This window comes from Aquitalea sp. ASV11 (assembly GCF_016429185.1).
GTDB classification, from domain to species: Bacteria; Pseudomonadota; Gammaproteobacteria; order Burkholderiales; family Chromobacteriaceae; genus Aquitalea; species Aquitalea pelogenes.
Window position 1 is genome coordinate 50,899 of sequence record NZ_JAELUD010000001.1, and the last position, 22,174, is coordinate 73,072.

Genomic DNA, 22,174 nt, shown 5'->3' on the forward strand with positions numbered 1-22,174 from the left:
TTTTTATGGTATTGCTTGCAGATGGAATTCAGTAGCCGTTTTTTCCAGATGGAGTTGTTCTCCGCCATCGGCACCGTTGCTTTTGCCTTTTCCGGTTATCTGATCGGCGTGCGCAAGCAGCTGGATTTGTTGGGCATCGTGGTGGTGGCCCTGCTTACCGCCATCGGTGGCGGCATTTTGCGTGATGTACTGGTGGCAAGGGTGCCGCTGGTGTTCTTCAATTACAGCAGCCTGGCCATCATCGCCGCTACCCTGTTGCTGTCGGTCTTGCTGCGCCTGCACAGGCGGCAAAGCCGCACGCTGGACCGCCTGTTCATCATTGCCGATTCGCTCGGCCTGGTTGCCTTCAGCATTACCGGTGCCCAGGTGGGACTGATGTACGACCTGAACGCCTTTGGCGTGGTGTTGCTGGGTTTCATTACCGCAGTGGGTGGCGGAGTGGTGCGTGACATGATGGTGAATGACATTCCCTTCATCCTGCACAAGGATTTTTACGGCACGGTGTCCATACTGGTAGCTGGTGGTTTGTTTGTGCTGGACCAGTTGACCTGGGTCACCAGCTGGATGTTGCAGTTGCTGTTTGTGCTTGGCCTGGCCATTCGCCTGTTTGCACACTGGAGCGAGCTGGCCCTGCCCAAGATTGGCCCGCAATCAAAACAAGGATGACAGCCATGTGGCCGGCTGAAATGGTGGAGGCCCAGGCCTGGATACGCCAGCGTCTGGCAGGGTTCGAGTTTGATGGACGTGCCGGGGACATTCCCTGGCGTGTGGCCGGGGCGAAACAGCGTCCGGCGGCGGTACTGGTGCCGCTGGTGTGGCATGACAGCGGTCCTACCGTGTTGCTCACGCGGCGGACGGAGTCGCTGTCCACCCATGCCGGACAGGTGAGCTTTCCGGGCGGAAAAGTGGATGCCACCGACAATTCGGTGATTGCCGCTGCCTTGCGTGAAGCACATGAGGAAATTGGCCTGGCGGCCGATGGCGTGACAGTGCTGGGTACGCTGCCGCAGTACGTCACCATTACCGATTTTGTCGTGACGCCTGTGGTTGCCATGCTGCAACCGCCCTTGCAGTTGCGACCGGAGCCGGGTGAAGTGGCGGAGGTGTTCGAGGTACCACTGGCGCTGGCGCTGGATGGGCGTCAGTACGAGCGGCACAGTTACGAACGTGACGGTGTGCGTGGACAGTATCTGGCCATGCAGTGGCAGCATTACACCATCTGGGGCGCTACCGCCGCCATGCTGCGCCTGCTGGCGCAGGCACTGGGCCAGCACGGTGAAGCCAGCCAGCGCTGATGGTGCTGACCCGGCAATCGGTCATTCCGGGTTGCCGTCGCTGAGCATCAGGTCGCGACCGGCCATCTTGGCCTCGTACAGCAGCTTGTCGGCACGGCTGAGCATGCCCGACGGGCTGTCTCCCGGTCGCCAGTCGGTAATGCCGCCACTGAAGGTGACTTTTTCATCGGTGAACGGGAATACCGTGCCGGCCAATACCTGCTGCACCCGCGCCATCACTTTTTCTGCATCGCGCAAGCGGGTGCAGGGGAAAATCACCAGGAATTCTTCGCCACCAATGCGGGCACACACGTCCATGCTGCGCGTGCAGTCGATCAGCGCATTCGCCACCGCCAGCAGCACATTGTCACCGGCCTGATGGCCAAAGCGGTCATTGAACTGCTTGAAATGGTCGATATCGAATACCGCCACTGACATCGGCTGGCTGTAGCGTTCGCAACGTTGCAGCTCTTCCCGCAAGGTCTGGTCGGCATGACGGCGGTTGCACAGTCGGGTGAGCGGGTCGGTGATGGCCATTTCATTGAGCAGGCGGTTCTTTTCTTCCAGCTCGTTTTCCAGTGCCTTGCGCTGGGAAATGTCATACAAGGCAATCAACGCGGCCGGAATCTGCTGATGTGGCATCAGTTCCACCGACACAATCGCCCAGAAACTGCTTTGGTCTTCGCGTTGCAGCTCGGTTTCCCGGTTGGCTACCGCTTCCCCGTTGCGCAGCCATTCATTGACTGGCTCCAGATGCAAGGGCAGATCCAGCAGCGCGGGCTGGCCATCATGACGCAGCGGGGCAGGGAGAATCTGCAGCATGTCGCGGGCCGGGGCATTGGCACGCAGGATGCGCATGGTTTGTGTCGCGACCAGAATCAGGGCCACCGGTGCGGTATCCAGCGTGAGCCTTGCCAGTTCCTCGCTTTCGCGGATGCGGGCGGCACTGGCTGACAATAAGCGGTTCTGCCGGATGCTGGCCAGATGGCTGCGTAGTGTGATCAGGGTCAGCGCGGCGGTGAACAGCCAGGCCAGAATCGCCAGTGTTGCCTTGTCATGGTAAGCGCGGGTGAAGTCCCGCTCGGCGATGCCTACCACCACGCGGAAAGGGAAGCCTTCCATCAGGCGCGAGCTGTACAGGCGGACTTCCTGATCCAGAATCGAACTGGCACGGAACTGCAGGTAATTGTCGTGGCGTTCCAGTACATCGGTGCTTTGCAGTTCGTTCAGCGGCTGCTCGGAATGCGCGTTCTGCGCTGGCCAGCTGGCTTGCAGCACCTGGCGCTGGTCCAGCACCAGGATTTCGCCAAAGCGGCCTACCGGCAGTTTGGCAACTTCGGTCTGGAAGAAGTGGCGGTCCAGAATGCCCACCACCATGCCCACCGCCTCATCGTCCTGGTTCAGCAGCTTTTGCACCAGCACAATGCCATCCTGGCCGTGGTCCTGCCGGGTGGAGGTAAAGTTGCCATCCTGATTGCCATTGCGGTGATACCAGCGGCAATAGTCGGTTTTCAGCTGTGAGGCGGCATTGTTGTGCTGCGTGGAGTACAGCACGTAACAGGCGCTATCCAGGATGTCGATCTGCTTGAGTTGCGGCATCTGGCGCAGCTTGCCCTGCAGCAGCAGGTCGATGCGTTGCTGCTGGTCCTGGCTTAGCATGTGTTTGTTCAGCAGCATCTGCACCAGATTGCTGTCGCTGGCGCTTTTCAGGATCAGGTTGGTTTCGCGCAGGCCGGATGACAGGCGCTCTTCCAGCAGCTGTGACAAGCCTGCCGCCTGGTTGCGCGCTTCGCTTTCCCCTTGCTGCCGCGTGCCTGCCAGGTCGAGAACGACCACCAGCAGGGTGCTGAGCAGAAAGATGGCAGCCAGCCATTTGGCTAGTCTGCCCTTGTTGTGGAAGAGCGTGCGCAAGTGTGCGGTTCCCCTGTAATGAAATGGAGCCTGCAAGCGGCAGGCTGTCTTATGTGGTATATCCCTTAAAACGACAAAAGGACAATGTCGGACTGCGGTCCGTGCATTGTCCCTTGCTGCCGGACTAGACGGCGAAGCGCATGGACAGGTCGATGGCCTGGATGTCCTTGGTCAGCTTGCCGATGGAAATGCGGTCGACACCGGTTTCGGCAATGGCACGCACGGTGTCCATGTCCACACCGCCGGAGGCTTCCAGCAAGGCCTTGCCCGCGCTCAATTCCACCGCGCGACGCATGTCATCCAGCGACATATTGTCCAGCAGGACAAGCTTGGCACCAGCGTCCAGCGCCTGTTGCAGCTCGTCCAGGTTTTCCACTTCAATCTGCAAGGAAACGCCGGGCGGAATGATGCGGAAGGCCTGTTCCAGTGCCTGGGCAATGCCACCGGCCGCCATGATGTGGTTTTCCTTGATCAGGATGCCGTCGTACAAACCGATGCGCTGATTGTCGCCTCCGCCCACGGTTACCGCGTACTTCTGCGCCAGGCGCAGGCCAGGCAAGGTCTTGCGGGTGTCCAGGATGCGGGCGCGGGTGCCGGCCACCACATCCACATAACGGCGGGTCTGGGTGGCAACGGCAGACAGGGTTTGCAGGAAATTCAGTGCGGAACGTTCAGCGGTAAGCAGCGCGCGTGCCGGGCCGCTGATTTCGCACAGTACGGTACCGGCCGCCACCTTGCGGCCTTCGCGTACCTGCCACAGTACACTGCAACGCTCGTCTACCTGGCGAAAGCATTCCTCGAACCAGGCCTTGCCGCAAATCACGGCATCTTCACGCAGCAACACGGTGGCGCTGCTTTCCGCGGTCCGGTCAATCAGCTGGGCGGTCCAGTCGGCCTGACCAATATCCTCGGCCAGCGCTATGCTGACTTGTTGGGCAATAAGATGGTTGGCTGGCTGTTTGCTCATGACGGAACTCAGGCGTAAAAAAGCGTTATTGTACCCAGCCGTGGCCTGACTGTGGTGCTTATCGTGGTGGTGGTATCATGCGCAGCACACTGTCAGGCTGGAGAATTCATGGATTTGCCTGCTGTACTGTTTCCCACCTGGCTGCTTTATGCCGCCATGGCCGTCGCAGGCCTGCTGTTGGGCTTTGCCGCCACACGCGTACGCTGGCATATGCTGGATGCCCGTGCCAGCAATGCCTGGCTGGGCGCGGTAGTGGTATTGCTGGGTCTGTGGCTGATGCGTGGCGGGCTCAAGCCGGGCTTGTCCTTCCACATGCTGGGAGCGACCGTGCTGACCTTGCTGATGGGCCCCTGGCTGGCCATGCTGGGCTTGGCCGTATTATTGCTGGCGCTGGCAGCGGGCGGGCATGGCGACTGGCTGGCGCTGGGGCTGGACTGGCTGTGTGGCGCGGCGGTGCCGGTTGCGGTGACGGCGGGGCTGTTGCAACTGGCGCGCCGCAAGCTGCCGGCCCAGTTGTTTGTCTATGTGTTCATCAATGCTTTTATTGCTGGTGGACTCAGCCTGTTTTGCAGTGCATTGGCCAGCATGCTGCTGCTGGGGGGCCATGCTGTCTATCCCTGGGATTACCTGCTGGAAGAAGCCTTGCCGTTTTATTTTCTGCTGTCCTGGTCCGAGGCCTTTACCAGTGGCTTGGCCATGGCCGTGCTGGTGGTGTACCGCCCGCACTGGGTCAGCACTTTTGATGATGCCGCTTATCTGGGTTCAGGTTCGCGCTGGTGATGTCAGCGTAATGCCTGCAATGTTGTCCTGTTACAAGGAGTTGTCATGCCGTTTGCACTGTGGAGTATCTTGCTGGCTTCTTTTTTGCCTTTGTTGTGGACGGCGCTGGCCAAGGCCGGGGCACCCTATGACAACCATCAGCCGCGGGTGGTGCTGGCAGCGGCCACTGGCTGGCGCCAGCGTGCCAACTGGGCGCAACAAAATGCCTGGGAAGCTTTTCCCTGCTATGCCTCAGCCATGTTGCTGGCCTGGATGATGAAGGTGCCAGCTGCCCGGCTGGACTTGCTGGCCGTGGTATACGTGCTGCTGCGCCTGGGCCATGGCTTGTGTTACCTCAGCGACAAGGCCACGCTGCGCTCGCTGTGCTGGCTGGGTGGTTATGCTGTGGTGGTGCTGCTGTTTGTCAGCGCTGCCGGGCTGTTCTGAATGTTTCAGTCCAGCAGGCGGTGAGCCTGTACTGCCTGTCGCACCGCGTCAAAACCGACGGTGTGGCAGGCCTGCCAGCCTGCTTGCGTGGCGCTGTGCACGCATTCGATGTTGTCATCAAAAAAGATGATGTCGGCAGCATCTGCCTGCAAGGCTTGCTGCACATGGTGGTAAACCGCCAGGTCCGGCTTGCGCAAGCCCAGGTGGTGTGAGGCAAAGCAGGTTTCGCACAAGGGCAGGATGTCGAACTGGCGCTCGATCTTGCCCCAGTGCAGCGCATTGTTATTGCTGAGCACGGCCAGCCGGTAGTGTGCGCCCAGTTGTTGCAGCAGCTCTCGCACGCCGGGGTAGGGGCCTTGCAGCCAGTCGTCCAGTGCTTGCAGCATGGCCGCAGTGCCCAGTCCCAGTTGCAGTCGTTCATCCATCAGCCGGGCAAATTCCTCCGGTGTCACCCGGCCAGTGTCCAGCAGCGCCACCTCCGGCGTATGCATCCAGAACTGCCTGGCCTGTTCACGTTCCAGACGTCCTTGCGACACGGCCATCAGGGTGTCGATGCCGTTCCAGTCCACCAGCACACCGCCCAGATCGAAAACCAGCACCGGCCGCTTGCCGTGTCGTGTCGCTTGCATGTCTGTTTCCTTCATAAAAGCCGGGTGTTACAAGACCAGCGGTTCGGCTTCCAGTTCCACACCGTAACGCTGACGCACCGTGTCCTGCACATGGCGTGCCAGTGCCCACATCTGGCTGCCGCTGGCGGTACCATGATTCACCAGCACCAGTGCCTGGCGGTCATGAACCGCGGCATCACCCTGGCGGTAGCCTTTCAGGCCAGCCTGATCAATCAGCCAGCCTGCTGCCAGTTTTACCTTACCGGGCCCGGCCGGGTAATGCGGCAGGGCAGGAAAGCGCTGCAACAGTGCATCGGCCTGAGTCTGGCTGATGACCGGGTTCTTGAAGAAACTGCCGGCATTGCCCAGCTCTGCCGGGTTGGGTAGCTTGCTGGCACGGATGGCCATCACCACATCGCTGACATCCAGCGGTGTGGGGTGGCTGATGCCACGTTTGTCCAGCTCCTGCTGGATGTCGCCATAGGCTGTTTTCAGTTGCGGCTGGCGAGTCAGCTGGAAGCGCACGGCAGTCACCAGCAGGCGACCGGCGGCTTCGTGTTTGAAAACGCTGTCGCGATAGGCAAAGCGACAGTCTGCGTTGTCCAGTACGACTTCCGCACCATTGGCATGCAAATCGGCACACACCACCTGGGCAATGCGGTCCTTCACTTCCACACCATAGGCACCGATATTCTGCACCGGGCAGGCACCCACCGTGCCGGGAATCAGGCTGAGGTTTTCCAGCCCGTACCAGCCTTGTTGCAGGCAGTGGCGCACAAAGTCATGCCAGTTTTCCCCGGCGGCGGCTTCCACCAGCAGGCTGTCGCCATTGTCTTCCACTACGCGGATGCCACGCAGGCCCAGTTTGACCACCAGGCCGGAGTAGTCTTGTGTCAGCAAAAGATTACTGCCGCCACCCAGCCACAGTACCGGGCCTTGCTGGTAGTGCTTGTCGGCCAGCAGGGCAGGCAGCCGGGCCAGGTCGTCCAGCTGGCAGAAATGGGCGGCGCTGACATCCATGCCAAAGGTGTTATGGGGTTTGAGCGAAACTTGCGATTGAATGCACAGCGTCATCATCAGCTTTCTTGCAGGGTGTTGTGGCGCAGCAGGCGCAGGCGGCTTTCCCGCGCCAGATAGCTCACCAGCAGCAGGGCGGCAATGCTCAGACTGATGACCAGTGCCAGCCAGAAACCGTAAATGCCCATCGGGGAAACCAGCCAGTCGGTAAGCCCCAGCGTGATGCCAAGCCCCAGTCCGATGCCCCAGAAGGCGGTAATGTGGATCACCATGGGAATGGTGGTCAGCTTGTAGCCGCGCAGTGCGCCGGAGGCAATGGTCTGGGCGGCATCAGTCAGCTGGAATACAGCTGCAAACAACAGCAGGCTGGAGCCCATGGCAATCACTTTGGGGTCTGGTGAATAGATGGCCATGATGTCACTGCGCAGCCACAGCACCAGCAACATGGTGCACAGCGCGGTGACCAGCCCCACCAGCAGGCCGACTCCGGCGACAAAACGGGCCTGATGGTAGTCGCCAGCACCGGCGCGCTGGCCGACTCTTACCGTCAGCGCGGTGGAAATGCTTTGCGGCAGCATGTAGATGATGCTGGAAAAATTGAGCACCGACTGGTGGCTGGCCACCACCGTCATGCCCAGCTTGGCAATCAGCAGGGCGATAAAGGAAAACAGGCTGACCTCGACAAAGAAGGACAGGCCGATAGGCAGGCCCAGCTTGAGGAATGCCCCGTAGCGTTTCCAGTCGGGCCAGCTCATCCGGCTGGTCAGGCCGTAGGGGCGGAAATGGTGATGCCAGCAGATATAAGCCAGCAGCGTCAGGCAGTTGAACCAGAACACGATGCCGGTGGCCCAGCCGCAACCGGCCCCCCCCAGTCTGGGCAGGCCGTACAGGCCGTGAATCAGCGCGTAATTGAGCGGGATATTGAGCGCCAGTGCAATCAGGCTGACCACCATGATCACCTTGGGCCGGTTCAGGCTGGAGGCATAGGCATGCAGGGCACGGTGCACCATGGCAGCGGGCATGCCCACGGCTGTGCCGGTGATGAACAGCATCACCTTGTCTTCCACGTCGGTTGGCAGTTGCAGCCACAGGCGCAAGGGGTGTTCGGCCAGCAGCATGGCGGCGGCACCAAGCAGGCCGACAAACAGGCCGAACCACATACCCTGGCGACCGGTTTCGCCAATCTGTTCTTTCTCTCCAGCGCCCAGCTGATGGCTCAATACCGGGTTGAGCGACGTCACCACGCCCATCAGGGTCACATAGACGGTGATGAAAATGCTGGCACCCAGCGACACGGCTGCCAGATCGTCAGTACTGACGCGGCCAGCCATGACGGTATCGACAAAGCCGGTGGCCACCTGGGCGACCTGGGCAATCATCATCGGCAAGGCAAGGCGGACGATCTGTCTGGCTTCACCGGCAATGGCACCGGGCGCAGCGCTTTTGAGTTCCTGCAGCATGGAGGCGGATCAATTCGACAAGGTAGGCAAGCGCTCCATTATAAGGAGCCGCTGCCCGGCCTGTCTTGTGCAATGGCGACGCCAGCCATGTGCTGGCGCGCTTCAGCCTGTGCTGCCGGAATGGGCGAGCAAACGTCTGCTGCGCTCAGAAACGTACTGGCGTTTCGCGGCGCAAATCGCAGCTGATGATCAGATGCTGGCCAAAGCGGCTGTTGATGTTCAGTGCATCCAGCAGGCCGACATCATGAATGGTCAGCAAGCCGCTTTCATCCAGCTGGCTGCTGTAACCCAGCTGGTCAGCGTAGTTGATCAGGTCTTGCAGGGGCAGGGTGCTGTCGGCGGACAACAAGGTGGCAGTCAGGCTGCCTTGAAGGGGGCGTTTTCTTCCCACGGCATCGTATACGGCAAAGGAAAAGTCGCTACAGCTGTCTTGCAGGCAATCGTACATGGTGAAACTCCATCGGGTATGGGTGGCGCTGTTGCGTGCCCAACCTTACCGTCAGGCGACGCTTTAGCAGGATTTTTGGGCGCCCTGCAAGTTGTCGATTAACTCGGCGCCGGTGTTCCGGACACAGCCCGGAACGGTAAAACGGTACTACTTTCAACATGCCCGATGTCGCACAGTGCGCGCACTATTAAGACGGTAAAAGAAAAACCCGCCGGGCCAGAGAGCGCAGCGGGTTTTCCGACTCACGCTTTAGCTGGCATTTATAGTGCGCCCAGCAAGCTGTATCAAATCGGCGCATGGGAAAAGATTATTCCCGTCAGAAAAGCCTGTCAAGCCCTGTTGCATGCCGTCCACTGTTGCAGGAAATCCTGCCATCCTGCGCCTTGCTGGCCTAGCAGTTGGGCAAGCTTTTGCTCGTGCTGGCTGCGGGTGAGGGCGGAAATCTGCCCTTGCAGCGCAGCCAGGCGCAGCCACATCAGGTAATGGCAGGCGGCGCGCTGTGCGCTGTGTGCCAGCAGGGCCGGCAACTGGCCTGCCGCTGCCATGGCCCAGGACTGGGCCGCGTCGTAATCGGGAATGCGCGGCAAGCCGCACAGGCCGGCCATTTCCTGCTGCGGTACACAGCCAGGCTGGGCGTTCTGGCACAGCAGGCGGCTGAGTTCCAGCGTCTGGCCAAACAGCCCGTTGGCACCGCCGGGGAAGGCAATGCCATGCATCATGGCGCGATGGCGCAATACCGGCAGCATCAACTGGGAACCTTGCCAGCTGACAATTTGCGGCATGTGTTCGTTCAGCAGGGTGGACAGGGTTTGCAGCATGCCCGCTTCATCCTGCCCGGGCAGGGAGTGGTGCAAAACCACTTCCTGACGGATGTGCAGGACGGCATGAATGCCGACCACACGATGCAGGTGGTAGGGCAGGAATTCATCCGCCCGGCTGGCCCGGCTGCGTTGCAGGGCAAAGTAAACGACGTCTGCATCGCTGATGTCGGCATCCAGCTGGTACAGGGTACGGATGCCATCGACATCAGGCAGGGTCTGGATATCCAGGGCGAGTAAGGGAATCACGGGCGGTCTTTACACGGAAAATGCGGCAGATGGTGTGCGATTCTAGGCCCGCTGCCGACGGCGGGCAATCATCACCGGGCATGTGGCCTATTGCCTGCGAGGAGAAAATGGGCCAGAGCGGTATATCTTGTCAGAAGATTCAGGCTATAATCTGCCGCTTGAATTCCTTTCTTGCGAATCCCTTCATTCCACGTCCTTATTCCTCTAAATGATCCGCAAGCTTATCCGTAAAGTACTGGAGCTGCCGTCTGGCATGGGCAAACGCCGTAGCAAACCACGCGTGATTCCGCTGTCCCAGCATGGCGTTCGCCGCGATCAGCTCAGCACTGCTGCGCTCAAGGTGACTTCCCGTCTGCAGGAAGCCGGTTTCTCTGCCTTCGTGGTAGGGGGGGCTGTGCGTGACCTGTTGCTGGATGTCGCACCCAAAGATTTTGACGTCGCCACCAATGCCACGCCGGAGCAGGTGCATCATCTGTTCCGCCGTTCGCGCATCATTGGCCGGCGTTTCCGCATCGTGCACGTGATGGTGGGCCCGGAAACCATCGAGGTGACTACCTTCCGCGGTGGTGGCATCGACGACCAGAACGAATCCGGCCGCATCATGGCGGACAACACCTTCGGCAGTCAGGAAGAAGACGCGCACCGCCGTGACTTCACCGTCAATGCGCTGTTCTTCGATCCGTCCGACGAGTCCATCATCGACTATCACCACGGGGTGAAGGACCTGAAGGCCAAGAAGCTGGTGATGATCGGCCAGCCGGCACGGCGCTATCAGGAAGACCCGGTACGCATGCTGCGTGCGGTGCGCCTGGCCGCCAAGCTGGGCTTCGACATTGACGAAGACACCCGCAAGCCCATCCGTGCCCATGCCCATCTGCTGAAAAAGGAACCCCCGGCCCGGCTGTTTGACGAAATGCTCAAGCTGCTGATGTCCGGCCATGCCTATGCCTGCCTGAAAAAGCTGCGCGAGGAAGGACTGTCGCGCGGGGTGTTCCCGCTGCTGGACGCGGTGATGGGCGAGGATGGCGACGATTTGTTCCTGCAACTGGGCCTGCAAAGTACCGATGCGCGCATCCGTGCCGACAAGCCGGTGTCTGTTGGCTTCCTGCTGGCCACCTTGTTGTGGCAACAGGTGAACCAGCACTGGCAGCAACATATCGCCGCTGGTGAAAAGCCACTGCAAGCCTTGCAGATGGCGATTGCCGACGTGGAAAACGAGCAGGACAACGACTTTGCCATTCCGCGCCGTTTCAGCGTCACCATGCGCGAAATCTGGACGCTGCAAGGCCGCTTCGACAGTCGTACCGGTGCCCGTCCTTACCGCTTCCTGGAACAGCCGCGCTTCCGTGCCGCCTTCGACTTCATGTCGCTGCGCGCCGAAGCAGGCGAGCTGCCGGCCAGCCTGGTGGAATGGTGGGAAGCCTTCCAGCGTGGTGATCAGGCCGAACGCGAAGCCTTGATCAACGAAGCCAAGAACAGTGGCGCTGACGAACCGGCCAAAAATCGCCGTCGTCGTCGCACCAGCAACCGCCGCCGTGCCGAGAGCACCGGTGGAGGGGGAGAGGCCGAGTGAGCCTGGCCTATGTCGCTCTGGGAAGCAACCTGGAGCAACCGGCCGAGCAAATCAGGGCCGCGCTAGCGGCCCTTGCTGCTCTTGCCGGCACCAGCGTGCTTGCGCATTCTTCTCTTTATCTCACCACCCCGGTGGGATATCTGGATCAGCCGGACTTCATCAATGCCGTGGCACAGCTGCAAACCAGCCTGAGTCCGCATGACTTGCTGCAGGCGCTGATGCAGATCGAAGCCGGTTTCGGGCGTGAGCGCAGCTTCCGCAATGCCCCCCGGGTTCTGGATCTGGACATCCTGTTGTATCAGGATACCGTGCTGGATGATCCGCAGCTGATGTTGCCGCATCCGCGCATGCACCAGCGCGCCTTTGTCATGGTACCGTTGGCAGAAATCGCCCCCGACCTGCCGGTAGGGGGGCATGGCCAGGCCGCTGCCATTGCCGCCACTCTGGATTGCAGTGGTGTGCGCAAGCTGGCCTAGCCTGCCGTTCTAGGAGCTCATCATGAGTCATAGCCATTTGCGTTATGTGGTAGTTGAAGGCCCCATCGGTTCGGGCAAATCGGCACTGGCCCGTCGGCTGGCCAGCTACTGGGGTGTGCAATTGCTGGCCGAAGACCCGGCCGCCAACCCCTTCTTGCCGCGTTTTTACCGTAATGTCGCCTCGCATGGCCTGGCTACCCAGCTGTCCTTCCTGATGCAACGGGCCGACATGGCACGCGGCATGTTGCTGGGCGATACCCTGGCCAGCCCGGTGGTGTCCGACTTCCTGTTTGAAAAGGATGCCCTGTTTGCCCGGGTGAATCTGGACGAGCAGGAACTGGCGCTGTACCAGCGCCTGGCCCAGCAACTGCTGCCGCAATATCCGGTGCCGGACCTGGTGATTTACCTGCAAGCTTCCGAGCAGGTATTGCTGGAGCGCAGTGCCGCCCGCGCCAGCCAGCTGGAGCAGGATTTCCCCGAAGGCTATCTCAAGCGCGTACATGCCGCGTACAGCGAATTTTTCCATCAGTACGAAGCAGCCCCCTTGCTGATCGTCAATACCGACCATCTCGAGTTGGTTGATGGTAACGAGGATTTCGAGCTATTGTTGCGCTGCATCAGCGAGATGCGCGGACAGCGCAGCTACTTCAACAAGAGCGTCTGAATACAAGTGACGCCTTGCATTTCCCGACCACACCGAGGAAGTACAGGTATGAAAATTACCGTCAACACCCTGCAGAAGATGGCCGCCGAAGGCCAGAAGATCGTCATGCTCACCAGCTATGACGCAAGCTTTTCCACCCTCCTTGATCAGGCCGGGGTAGAGATTCTGCTGGTGGGCGATTCTCTGGGCATGGTGATCCAGAATCGTGATTCCACCCTGCCGGTGACCATGGAAGAAATGGTCTACCACACCCGTTGCGTTGCCGCTGGTGCCGGCGATGCCATGGTACTGAGCGACCTGCCGTTCGGCAGCTATCAGGAAAGCCCGCAGCAGGCGTTTGCCAATGCTGCCCGCCTGATGCAGGCCGGTGCCCACATGGTGAAGCTCGAAGGTGGCGGTTTCATGGCAGAAACCACCCGCTTCCTGGTGGAGCGTGGTATTCCGGTCTGTTCGCACATCGGCCTTACCCCGCAGTTCGTCAATACCTTTGGCGGCTACCGCGTACAGGGCAAGACCCAGAGCGATGCCGAACGCCTGCTGGATGACGCCCGCAAGCTGGCCGATGCCGGTGCCAGCCTGGTGCTGATGGAATGTGTGCCCGCCGAACTGGCCGCGCGCGTGACCGAAGCAGTTCCCGTGCCCACCATCGGCATTGGTGCCGGTGCTGATGTCAGCGGTCAGGTGCTGGTATTGCACGACATCCTCGGTGTGTATCCGGGCAAGAAAGCCCGTTTCGTCAAGAATTTCATGAATGAGGCCGGCAGCATCCAGGGTGCGGTCGAAGCCTACGTCAAGGCAGTCAAGGCAGGGACCTTCCCGGCTGCCGAACATACCTTCTAAGCCAAAAGGGTAAGGAAATGGAAATCATCCGCAGCGTGGCAGCCATGCGTGCATGGCGTCGCCAGGCCGGTAAGCTGGCCTTTGTTCCCACCATGGGTAATCTGCACGAGGGTCACCTCGCGCTGGTTGCCGCCGCGCACGAGCATGCCGACAAGGTGGTGGTCAGCATTTTTGTCAATCGCCTGCAATTTGGTCAGGGTGAGGATTTCGACGCCTATCCGCGCACCTTCGAATCCGACTGTGCCAAGCTGGAAGCCGCCGGCGTGGACGCCTTGTTCTTCCCCACCGAGCAGGAGTTGTACCCGCGCGTGAAGCAGGATTTCAACGTAGAGCCGCCGCATATCCAGAACGAGCTGTGCGGTGCCTTCCGCCCCGGCCATTTCCGAGGCGTGGCCACGGTGGTGAGCAAGCTGTTCAATATCGTGCAGCCGGATGTGGCCTGTTTCGGCAAGAAGGACTTCCAGCAACTGCATGTGATCAAGGCCATGGTGGACGACCTGAACATTCCGGTTGCCATCGTGCCGGTGGATACCGGCCGGGCGGAAGACGGGCTGGCACTGTCTTCGCGCAATGGCTATCTCACTGCCGAAGAACGCGCCGAAGCACCGCGCCTGTACCGTAACCTGTCCGCCATGCGCGCAGCCTTGCTGGCCGGGGACAACGACTACGCCGGGCTGGAAGCCAAGGCCAGCGCCGACCTGCAACAGGCAGGCTGGACGGTGGATTATGTTGAAGTGCGCCAGGCCGATACCCTGGAAATCGCCCACGCCGGTGAAAAGCGCCTGGTGGTGCTGGCTGCCGCCCGTCTGGGTCGTACTCGTTTGATTGATAATGTGGAAATCACCCGCTAAGGCGGGCCGGGGAATTCAGTACCATGCAACGCATCATGCTCAAGTCCAAGCTGCACCGTGTCACCACCACGCACGCGGAGCTGCACTACATCGGTTCCTGCGCCATTGACGAAAACCTGCTGGAAGCTGCCGATATCCGTGAATACGAGGAAGTGCAGATCTGGAACGTCAACAATGGTGAGCGCTTTGCCACCTACGCCATCAAGGCCGAGCGTGGCTCCGGTGTCATCTCGGTCAATGGTTCGGCCGCACGCCGTGCTGCGCCGGGCGACCTGCTGATCATCGCCTCTTTTGCCCAGTATGAAGATGCCGAGCTGGTCAATCATCAGCCCAAGCTGGTGTTTGTTGATGAGCGCAACCAGATGACGGCACTGGATAACCAGACACCTACCCAGCCGGCCTGATATCAGCCAGTCGTTTTCCCACGCAAACGATGCCGCAAAACGGCATCGTTTTTTCATGCCCGCCATTGATCCTGCAAGACTGCTTATAACTGTCTATAGTTTTTGAACAAGCACGCCAAACGTCGGTGCCTGTCCAAGCCAGGCTCCGCCCAGCAGGAGACCATCATGAGCAGCATTCTGAATGGCGGCTGTCTGTGTGGCGCCGTGCGCTACCGGGTGCATGGCCAGCCCTTTCATGTCACGCATTGCCATTGCATCAGCTGCCGCAAGGCCAGTGGTGCGGCGTTTCTCACCTGGTTCACCGTGCGTTTGATCGAACTGGAGTGGCTGAGTGAAAAGCCGGTCTACTATCACTCATCAACGGCAGTGCAGCGCGGTTTCTGTCCGCATTGCGGGGCCACGCTCAGTTATCAGCATGAGTCCGACCCGGACGATATCGACATCACCGCTGCCTCGCTGGACGCGCCGGAGCAACTGGCGCCGGAATTCCATACCTGGTGGCAAGAGCATCTGGACTGGGGCGAACCGGCAAAGCAGGCCGCCTTGCCGGTACATGAACGCAGTCACGACGGCGCGTGACTGGTAAGGGAAGTGTGAAGCTGGCGTGTCAGAGCAGGGCCTGTGCCGCTACAATCACACCGTCTTCATCAGCATACAGCCATTCACCCGGTGTAAAGGTGACACCGCCAAAGCTTACCGGCAGGTCGCGCTGGCCTTCGCCGCGCTTCACCGATTTCAATGGATGGGTATTGAGTGCGCGGATGCCCAAGGGCAGCTGGTTGAGCGCTACCGAATCGCGGATGCAGCCATAAATCACCACTCCTTCCCAGTGATTGGCCACCGCCAGGTCGCCAATCTGGTCGCCAAGCAGCGCGCAGCGCAGAGAACCGCCGCCATCCACCACCAGCACCTTGCCATGGCCATCCTGGGCCAGGGTTTCGCGCACCAGGGTGTTGTCCTCAAACAGCTTGAGGGTGACGATTTGCCCGGCAAAGCGGGCATGGTTGCCATAGCGCTGGAACATGGGCTCGACCACACGCACCCGGCCTTCATTGGCATCGCACAAATCGGTAGTCAGAAAACTCATTTTCTCTCCTTTGCTTTTGCTGGTTTATTGGATGTCGGCAGCGATATCGGCAGCCGTGAAAAAGCCGCCTTGCGGCGGCTTGTCGGCATGCTCAATCGAGGCGAAGCGGCACGAACAGCGTGCTGTCCTGACGCCGCACCAGCAAGGCTATCTTGCCATGCGCGCTGGACAGCGCCTTCTCGAAACTCTTCACCGAGGTGATTTCATTCTGGTTCAGCCCCATGATCACGTCGCCATGTTGCAGGCCGGAGCGTGCCGCCGCACCTTGCGCCTTCTGTACCAGCAGGCCGCCATTCAGGCCCAGCTCGGTACGCTGGCGTGCGGTCAGCTCGGTGACGGTCAGCCCCAGTTTGCCAAACTGGAAATTCTGCGGAGCGGCTTCGTCCTGCTGCTTGGCCTGGGGGCTGGCTTCCGGTGCCAGTTCGCCCAGCGTGGCCTGAATGGTTTTCTCTTCGCCTTTGCGCCATACCGACAGTTTGACCTTGGCACCCGGTTGCAGCGAACCCACCATCATCGGCAGGTCTTTCGAGCTTTCGATATTGCGGTCATCCAGCTTGAGGATGATGTCCCCGGTCTGCAGACCGGCCTTGCCGGCAGGGCCTTGCGGATCCACACGCACCACCAGCGCACCACTGGGGCGGGGCAGGCCGAAGGATTGCGCCAGCTCCTGCGATACTTCCTGGATATTGATGCCCAGCTGGCCGCGGCTGACCTTGCCCTTGGCCTTGATCTGCTCGGCCACATTCATGGCCAGGTCAATCGGGATGGCAAAGGAAATGCCCATGAAACCACCGGAGCGGCTGTAAATCTGCGAGTTGATACCTACCACTTCGCCACGCAGGTTGAACAGCGGCCCACCGGAATTGCCAGGGTTGATGGCCACGTCGGTCTGGATGAACGGAACGTAGTTTTCATCCGGCAGGCTGCGGCCCTTGGCCGACACAATGCCTGCCGTCACCGTGTTTTCAAAGCCGAAAGGTGCGCCGATGGCCGCCACCCATTCGCCCACCTTGAGTTGGGACGGGCTGCCGATCTTGACCACCGGCAGGCTGGAGGCATCCACTTTCAGCAGTGCCACGTCGGTACGTTTGTCCAGGCCCACCAGGCGGGCTTTCAGCTCGCGCTTGTCGGTCAGCATCACCTTGATCTGGCTGCCGCCGCTCACCACGTGAGCATTGGTCATGATGTAGCCGTCATCACTGATGATGAAACCGGAGCCAAAGGACACACTTTCTTCCGGCGTCTGGTCCTGCTGGTTGGGCTGGTTGGGGATGAAACGCTTGAAGAAGTCGAACAGCGGGTCGTCTTCCGGTACCGGGAAAGGCATTTCGCTTTGCTGTGGTGCCGCCTCTGTGCGGTTGGCCTGAATGTTTACCACGGCCGGGCCATCACGCTCGACCAGTTGGGTAAAGTCAGGCAGCAACATGGCGACACGCCCATCCGACTGTGCAGGTACAGCCACCGGCGCGGGCTGGCTTTGCTTGTGGAACAGGCTTTCGATCTTGTCGCAACCCGAAAGCAACGACGCAGCCAGAAGGGCGCCGACGATGGGGCGAAGATACGGAGTCACAGAATTATCCTTTCGGGGAGGCTTTCAGACCGATATAGGGACGATCAGCTGTATTTCCAGAGAACTGCCAGCCATATTCCGCTGGCAATCATTTAATCATACCGGTTTTGCCGGGTATTCACACAAATCGGCAATCACGCAGCGATGGCATTCCGGTTTGCGCGCCTTGCACACATAGCGACCAAGCAGAATCAGCCAGTGGTGTGCATCTACCTTGAATTCTGCCGGCACATAACGCAGCAGTTTGTCTTCCACTTCACGCACATCCTTGCCCGGTGCCAGCCGGGTGCGGTTGGACACGCGGAAAATATGCGTATCCACAGCGATGGTGGGGTGGCCAAAGGCGGTGTTCAGTACCACATTGGCTGTTTTGCGTCCCACACCGGGCAGGGCTTCCAGCGCTTCACGGTCGTCGGGCACTTCGCCACCATGTTTTTCCAGCAGCAGGCGACAGGTGGCAATCACATTCTTTGCCTTGGTGCGGTACAGGCCGATGGTCTTGATGTAGTCGGCCACGGTTTCCTCGCCCAGCGCCAGCATGGCGGCCGGGGTGTTGGCTACGGCATACAGCGGTCGGGTGGCCTTGTTGACGCTGACGTCGGTGGCCTGGGCCGACAGCAGGACGGCAATCAGCAGCTCGAACGGCGTGCGGTATTCCAGTTCCGTGGTGGGGGTGGGGTTGTGCTCGCGCAGGCGGCGGAAGATTTCGTAGCGCTTGGTGGCGTTCATGGCGGCTGGCTGATGGCTGGTTGAGTACCGGTGCGTCCGGAAAATGGCGCACCGGTGATTGTAGCGCAGGCAGGGGCGCTGCCGAAGCCACTGTGGTTTCTACGTGCGAGGGGCTGGCTGCAGCAATTGGTCCACCAGCGGCGCGGCAGCGCTGAGCAGCAACAGGATGGCTGCCAGCAGCGGGGTAATGTCCGACCACTGGGTCAGCGCGGCAAAGCCGACACACAGCAGGCCGGCAGCCTGACCATGAATGAGCCTGCCCCGTGGCGTGATGGGGGTGCTGTTGCCATCCGTCATCACCCAGCCAAGCAGTAGCCACAATGCGGGCTGCAGCAGTAACCAGCCGGTGCCCAGTGGCAGGCTCACCAGCAATACCAGACAGAAACCCGCGGGTGCTTGCCAGGCAATCAGACCTTGCCAGAGCAGCCACACGCCACCGCCCAGCAAGGCGAGGCTCAGCGCTGCATTTTGAGCGGGCAGGATGGTGGGCAGACAGGGTGACAGCACCAACAGGCTGACAAGGACCGGGTGAATCGGTCCGTGGGCGGTTCCGCCAAACAGTTGTCGCCACAACACGGCAATCATGCAGGCAGCAAGCAGCAGGGCCGCCGGGGTGTCTATGGGTAGCAACAGTGCCAGTAACGTCCCCGTTAACAGGCTGGCGGGCTGTCTCCAGCTGGTGGCCAGCGGCTGCTTGCGCGAGGCTTGGCAGGCCATGTCGCTCAGCACGCTGCAACCCAGGGCCAGCAGCAGGTTGAACAGGGCGAGCCTGCCTTGCTGCGTCAGCAAGACCAGCACACCCGGCAACAGGGCAAACAGCGTCAGGCCCTGGCGGCGAGCCAGGCTGGGGGCAAGTCGCATGGTGGTGGTTGTCATGTGTTTTCCGGTTTCTCTGGCTGGCCTGTTGAGGCGGCCTTGTCGGCTTGCGCGGCTTTTTGCGCGGCGGCGCGCTGCATGGCGGCTTCGATCAGGGCTTTTTTGTCCGCATCCATGCCTGCCGGTGCTGCTGTGGGCTGTGTTGCTTTTTGCGCGGCGGCGCGCTGCATGGCGGCTTCGATCAGGGCTTTCTTGTCCGCATCCATGCTGGCCGGTGCTGCTGTGGGTTGTGCTGCTTTTTGCGCGGCGGCGCGCTGCATGGCGGCTTGAATCAGGGCCTGTTTGTCATCGCTTGTTGCTGCAAGGCTGTCCTGCGTGTCAGCGGCGCGGGCAGCTTTGGCGGCATCCTGCGCAGACTTGCGGGCTGCTGCGCGGGCCATGGCTGCATCAATGGCGGCTTGCCGGCTAGCCGCAATGGCGGCGGCGCGGGCATCTGCTTGCGTGTTGTCCGCAGCGCCGGTGGACTGTTTTCCCAGATGCTGGCTGTTGCGCTCGGCGGCGCGGGCCATGGCTGCGGCAATGGCGGCTTGTTTGTCGGCTGCTGCCGGTGAGGCCTTGCTTTCCGGCTGCGCTGCGGTGGCAGCCTGTTCGCGTTTGGCGGCCTGCTCGGCGGCGCGTGCGGCCAGGCGCTGGGCTTTTTCCTGTTTGTCCCGTTCCAGCCGGAACTGGCGGAAACGATGGCGCTGTCTGGCCAGGTCAGCCTGCTGTTGCTGTTGTTGTGTGTTCTGGTAGTGCAAGGCTGTGTGGCGGAAGGTTTCCAGCAAGGGCAATTGGCTGGGGCAAACGGCATCGCACAGTCCGCACAGGGTACAGTCCTGCAGGCCCCAGGCGTTGGCCTCTTCCATATTGTTTTGCTGGCAATGCCAGTAAAGCTCCTGTGCTTGCAGCTTGCTGGGGCAGATGCGCAGGCAGTCGCCGCAGCGGATGCAGTCCTGTTGCTGACCGGCGATATCTGGCGTGCGGGCTTGCAGGCATTGGCTATGCCAGTGCAGCCCCATCGCGTCAGCCTGATCGGCTGGCAGTGCATAGCCACGCAAACCGCCGCCATGGGTAATGGCACAATCGGCACTGGCACCGGCAAAGTTCAACAGATGGCTCAGCGGAGTACCCAGCGGTGCCTGCACGCTACCTGCTCTGTCCAGCTTGCCGTCTAGGGTAACAAAGCGGCTGATGCAGGGCTGGCCATGCAGGATGGCGGCACCAGCAGCAACCACGGCATCGGCTGGCAGACACAGGCAGTGTGCTGCTTCTGCCGGGCTGGCCAGCAGGCGGGTCAGCGTGGTTTCATCCGCCGCCGGATAGGGCGCATTGATGGTACTGATGTGCCAGCCGTGCTGGCTGGCGGCTGCCTGCATGGACTCGGCACTGCCGGTGTGGCTGATGGCAAGCACTATGCGTCCGGGCTGCAGGACTTGTTCCAGCATGGCAATGGCGGCCACGAGTTTATCGGCTTGCTGTTCCAGCAAGCTGGAGGTGGCAGTCAGGCAGGGCTCGTCTTCTACCGCATTGATGATCAGCAGGGACAGTGCATGTGTTTGCATGGCCCAGTCCAGCGGCAGCAGGGGGCCGTGAGTGCCCGCGACCCCCATGTCTTGCAGTTGCAGGGCGAGACTGAGCGGAGTGAGCAGGGTCGGGTCGCCTGCATGCAGCGGCAGGGCTTCATCCCGCCCATCTGCTTCCAGAACAAGGGTGTTGGCCAGCGGTGTGCCGGGCAAGGCTTGGGCCTGGGGCTGGATGGCGATGATGCGTCCGGATGTCGGTGCATGCAGGGCAACACCGTATTCACTGTCTGCATCGGCCAGGCGCTGGTATTTCAGGACGTGCTGGCCAGGCTGCACGCAAGGCTGGCACTGTTGCAGGCCCAGTAGCAGGCGCGTTGGCAGCGGCAGGGTCGTAGTAGCGGTGTTGTCATGCTTGCGGCCGGGCAAGGGCAGCTTGAACCCGCCAGGCAAGGAGAGAAAACGCCTCATGACCTTGCCTCGTGCTTGACGGCCTTGATGGCAATCACCGGGTAGCCCCAGCGCCAGTCGTTCGGGCTGCTGGTGGCCGGACGCATGCTGATGCAATCCACCGGACAGGGAACGAGGCAGAGTTCGCAACCGGTGCATTCGTCTGCCAGTACAGTGTGCATCTGCTTGGCCGAACCCAGGATGGCATCTACCGGACAGGCCTGAATGCAGAGCGTACAGCCGATACAGGTGCTTTCGTCAATCAGCGCCACGGCCTTGGGTTTGCTGGGCGGGGTGTCTGCGGCAAAGGGCAGGTAATCGGTATGCAGCAGTGCAGCCAGTTTGCGTATGCCTTCCTCGCCACCGGGCGGGCAGCGGTTGATGCTGTCCTCGCCCTTGGCCAGCGCGGCGGCATAGGGTTGGCATCCGGCGTGACCGCACTGGCCGCACTGGGTTTGCGGCAGGATGGCATCAATTTGTTCTACCAGCGGGCGCGGATCAGCATTTTGCGCTTGTTGCTGACGCTTGGTCATCACGCTGCGCAGCAGCCAGATGGCCAGCAGCAGCAAGGCGATAAGGAACAGGATATTCATGACAGTCGGGCTCCCAGGCTGTGCAGGGCCAGTGCCAGCAGCAGGGCACACAGCCAAAGGGCGGGCAGGTCTCGCAGCATGGCAGGCAAGCGGCTACGTGCCAGGCGGGTTGGCAAACAGGCAAATACAGCCAGTAACAGGCTGAGCAAGGCCGATAGCAACAGGCTTTGCATGCTGCTGCCCAGGCTGGCAGGCGCGTGCGATATCCAGCTACCCGGCAGGCTCAAGAGCAGATTGTTGGCCAGCAGCCAGCCCGGACGCAGGCTCAGTGCGCGGCTGGCGTTGCCTGTCTTGTTGTTGAGCAGCCAGGCAAGCGACAGGGCACTGGCGCTTTGCAGGATGATGATGGCAGGCAGCCCCGGCATCGGGCCGGTCAGGGGCTGCAGTAGCGCCAGGCCGAGATTGCCCAGCAACAGGCTGATCAGCAGGGTCAGCCCCATGGCGGCTGCGGCAGGCAAGGCCAGGCTGGGGGCACGCTGTCGGCCGGCCTGACAGTGCTGCAGACAGGCCATCAGGGCAAACAGTGGCAGATAGAGCCCGAAATTCATGGCGCAGAGTATCCGGAAAGCAAAACCGCAAAATTATCCGGGTTTCGGGCCTGCTT

The 22,174-nt window shown here is 60.9% G+C and carries 25 protein-coding genes; 11 read left to right on the plus strand and 14 right to left on the minus strand.

What is annotated here, in order from left to right:
* The first annotated feature begins 21 nt into the window (after positions 1-21).
* A complete protein-coding gene (locus JHD62_RS00225; protein WP_045847067.1) occupies positions 22-666 on the plus strand; it encodes a trimeric intracellular cation channel family protein in 645 nt (214 codons plus the stop codon).
* A 5-nt stretch (positions 667-671) separates the two neighbouring features.
* Positions 672-1,295, plus strand: coding sequence for a CoA pyrophosphatase (locus JHD62_RS00230; protein WP_199101290.1), 624 nt, complete (start codon positions 672-674; stop codon positions 1,293-1,295).
* A 21-nt stretch (positions 1,296-1,316) separates the two neighbouring features.
* On the opposite strand, the gene JHD62_RS00235 is transcribed toward JHD62_RS00230, so the two are convergent.
* Together JHD62_RS00235 and nadC are read right to left on the minus strand one after the other, a co-directional pair.
* Positions 1,317-3,185, minus strand: a complete 1,869-nt coding sequence (locus JHD62_RS00235) for a diguanylate cyclase (RefSeq protein ID WP_199101291.1) — start codon at positions 3,183-3,185, stop codon at positions 1,317-1,319.
* A gap of 124 nt (positions 3,186-3,309) precedes the next feature.
* Positions 3,310-4,152 (minus strand): carboxylating nicotinate-nucleotide diphosphorylase, encoded by an 843-nt coding sequence (nadC, locus tag JHD62_RS00240; protein WP_045847068.1) that lies wholly within the window; start codon positions 4,150-4,152, stop codon positions 3,310-3,312.
* A gap of 108 nt (positions 4,153-4,260) precedes the next feature.
* Here nadC and JHD62_RS00245 point away from each other — a divergent pair, with 108 nt between their 5' ends.
* Together JHD62_RS00245 and JHD62_RS00250 are read left to right on the plus strand one after the other, a co-directional pair.
* Positions 4,261-4,932, plus strand: coding sequence for an energy-coupling factor ABC transporter permease (locus JHD62_RS00245; RefSeq protein WP_199101292.1), 672 nt, complete (start codon positions 4,261-4,263; stop codon positions 4,930-4,932).
* A gap of 45 nt (positions 4,933-4,977) precedes the next feature.
* Positions 4,978-5,358, plus strand: coding sequence for an MAPEG family protein (locus tag JHD62_RS00250; RefSeq protein ID WP_199101293.1), 381 nt, complete (start codon positions 4,978-4,980; stop codon positions 5,356-5,358).
* 5 nt (positions 5,359-5,363) lie between these two features.
* On the opposite strand, the gene JHD62_RS00255 is transcribed toward JHD62_RS00250, so the two are convergent.
* The 5 genes from JHD62_RS00255 to JHD62_RS00275 all read right to left on the minus strand — a co-directional run bounded on the left by JHD62_RS00255 (position 5,364) and on the right by JHD62_RS00275 (position 9,958).
* Positions 5,364-5,987 carry an HAD family hydrolase gene (locus JHD62_RS00255; protein WP_199101294.1) on the minus strand — a complete coding sequence of 208 codons (624 nt, stop codon included), beginning with the start codon at positions 5,985-5,987 and terminating at the stop codon, positions 5,364-5,366.
* A 27-nt stretch (positions 5,988-6,014) separates the two neighbouring features.
* Positions 6,015-7,040, minus strand: a complete 1,026-nt coding sequence (murB, locus tag JHD62_RS00260) for a UDP-N-acetylmuramate dehydrogenase (RefSeq protein ID WP_199101402.1) — start codon at positions 7,038-7,040, stop codon at positions 6,015-6,017.
* Between the two features lie 2 nt (positions 7,041-7,042).
* Positions 7,043-8,443: an MATE family efflux transporter gene (locus JHD62_RS00265; RefSeq protein WP_199101295.1), complete on the minus strand. Its 1,401-nt coding sequence runs from the start codon at positions 8,441-8,443 to the stop codon at positions 7,043-7,045.
* A 145-nt stretch (positions 8,444-8,588) separates the two neighbouring features.
* Positions 8,589-8,891: a hypothetical protein gene (locus tag JHD62_RS00270; protein WP_045847073.1), complete on the minus strand. Its 303-nt coding sequence runs from the start codon at positions 8,889-8,891 to the stop codon at positions 8,589-8,591.
* A 329-nt stretch (positions 8,892-9,220) separates the two neighbouring features.
* Complete coding sequence (locus tag JHD62_RS00275) at positions 9,221-9,958, minus strand: hypothetical protein (protein WP_199101296.1); 738 nt, start codon at positions 9,956-9,958, stop codon at positions 9,221-9,223.
* A gap of 208 nt (positions 9,959-10,166) precedes the next feature.
* Between JHD62_RS00275 and pcnB the strand changes: the two genes are divergently transcribed.
* The 7 genes from pcnB (at position 10,167) to JHD62_RS00310 (ending at position 15,345) form a co-directional block, all read left to right on the plus strand.
* Positions 10,167-11,531: a polynucleotide adenylyltransferase PcnB gene (gene pcnB / locus JHD62_RS00280; RefSeq protein ID WP_199101297.1), complete on the plus strand. Its 1,365-nt coding sequence runs from the start codon at positions 10,167-10,169 to the stop codon at positions 11,529-11,531.
* Positions 11,528-12,007 carry a 2-amino-4-hydroxy-6-hydroxymethyldihydropteridine diphosphokinase gene (gene folK / locus JHD62_RS00285; RefSeq protein ID WP_199101298.1) on the plus strand — a complete coding sequence of 160 codons (480 nt, stop codon included), beginning with the start codon at positions 11,528-11,530 and terminating at the stop codon, positions 12,005-12,007. Before pcnB ends, folK begins: the two co-directional genes overlap by 4 nt.
* Before the next feature lie 22 nt (positions 12,008-12,029).
* The gene (locus JHD62_RS00290; RefSeq protein WP_045847076.1) at positions 12,030-12,671 is read left to right on the plus strand and encodes a deoxynucleoside kinase; all 642 of its coding nucleotides are present in this window, start codon (positions 12,030-12,032) and stop codon (positions 12,669-12,671) included.
* Positions 12,672-12,719: 48 nt separating this feature from the next.
* The gene (gene panB, locus JHD62_RS00295) at positions 12,720-13,511 is read left to right on the plus strand and encodes a 3-methyl-2-oxobutanoate hydroxymethyltransferase (protein ID WP_199101299.1); all 792 of its coding nucleotides are present in this window, start codon (positions 12,720-12,722) and stop codon (positions 13,509-13,511) included.
* A 17-nt stretch (positions 13,512-13,528) separates the two neighbouring features.
* Positions 13,529-14,362 carry a pantoate--beta-alanine ligase gene (gene panC, locus JHD62_RS00300; protein ID WP_045847078.1) on the plus strand — a complete coding sequence of 278 codons (834 nt, stop codon included), beginning with the start codon at positions 13,529-13,531 and terminating at the stop codon, positions 14,360-14,362.
* Between the two features lie 23 nt (positions 14,363-14,385).
* Positions 14,386-14,766 (plus strand): aspartate 1-decarboxylase, encoded by a 381-nt coding sequence (gene panD / locus JHD62_RS00305; protein ID WP_199101300.1) that lies wholly within the window; start codon positions 14,386-14,388, stop codon positions 14,764-14,766.
* 165 nt (positions 14,767-14,931) lie between these two features.
* Complete coding sequence (locus JHD62_RS00310; RefSeq protein ID WP_233160463.1) at positions 14,932-15,345, plus strand: GFA family protein; 414 nt, start codon at positions 14,932-14,934, stop codon at positions 15,343-15,345.
* A 28-nt stretch (positions 15,346-15,373) separates the two neighbouring features.
* Here the strand turns inward: JHD62_RS00310 and rraA are convergent, their stop codons facing one another.
* The 7 genes from rraA to JHD62_RS00345 all read right to left on the minus strand — a co-directional run bounded on the left by rraA (position 15,374) and on the right by JHD62_RS00345 (position 22,118).
* A complete protein-coding gene (rraA, locus tag JHD62_RS00315; RefSeq protein WP_199101301.1) occupies positions 15,374-15,853 on the minus strand; it encodes a ribonuclease E activity regulator RraA in 480 nt (159 codons plus the stop codon).
* Positions 15,854-15,944: 91 nt separating this feature from the next.
* On the minus strand, positions 15,945-17,423 hold the full coding sequence (locus tag JHD62_RS00320) for a DegQ family serine endoprotease (protein WP_199101302.1): 1,479 nt from the start codon (positions 17,421-17,423) through the stop codon (positions 15,945-15,947).
* A 96-nt stretch (positions 17,424-17,519) separates the two neighbouring features.
* Positions 17,520-18,152 carry an endonuclease III gene (gene nth, locus JHD62_RS00325; RefSeq protein WP_178970719.1) on the minus strand — a complete coding sequence of 211 codons (633 nt, stop codon included), beginning with the start codon at positions 18,150-18,152 and terminating at the stop codon, positions 17,520-17,522.
* Between the two features lie 99 nt (positions 18,153-18,251).
* A complete protein-coding gene (locus tag JHD62_RS00330; RefSeq protein ID WP_199101303.1) occupies positions 18,252-19,028 on the minus strand; it encodes an RnfABCDGE type electron transport complex subunit D in 777 nt (258 codons plus the stop codon).
* Entirely contained in the window at positions 19,025-20,998 is a 1,974-nt protein-coding gene (locus tag JHD62_RS00335) for a 4Fe-4S dicluster domain-containing protein (protein WP_199101304.1), read from the minus strand. The genes JHD62_RS00330 and JHD62_RS00335 overlap by 4 nt, the downstream gene beginning before the upstream one ends.
* A complete protein-coding gene (gene rsxB / locus JHD62_RS00340) occupies positions 20,995-21,570 on the minus strand; it encodes an electron transport complex subunit RsxB (protein WP_199101305.1) in 576 nt (191 codons plus the stop codon). The genes JHD62_RS00335 and rsxB overlap by 4 nt, the downstream gene beginning before the upstream one ends.
* Complete coding sequence (locus tag JHD62_RS00345) at positions 21,567-22,118, minus strand: hypothetical protein (RefSeq protein ID WP_199101306.1); 552 nt, start codon at positions 22,116-22,118, stop codon at positions 21,567-21,569. The genes rsxB and JHD62_RS00345 overlap by 4 nt, the downstream gene beginning before the upstream one ends.
* Between the last annotated feature and the right edge of the window lie 56 nt (positions 22,119-22,174).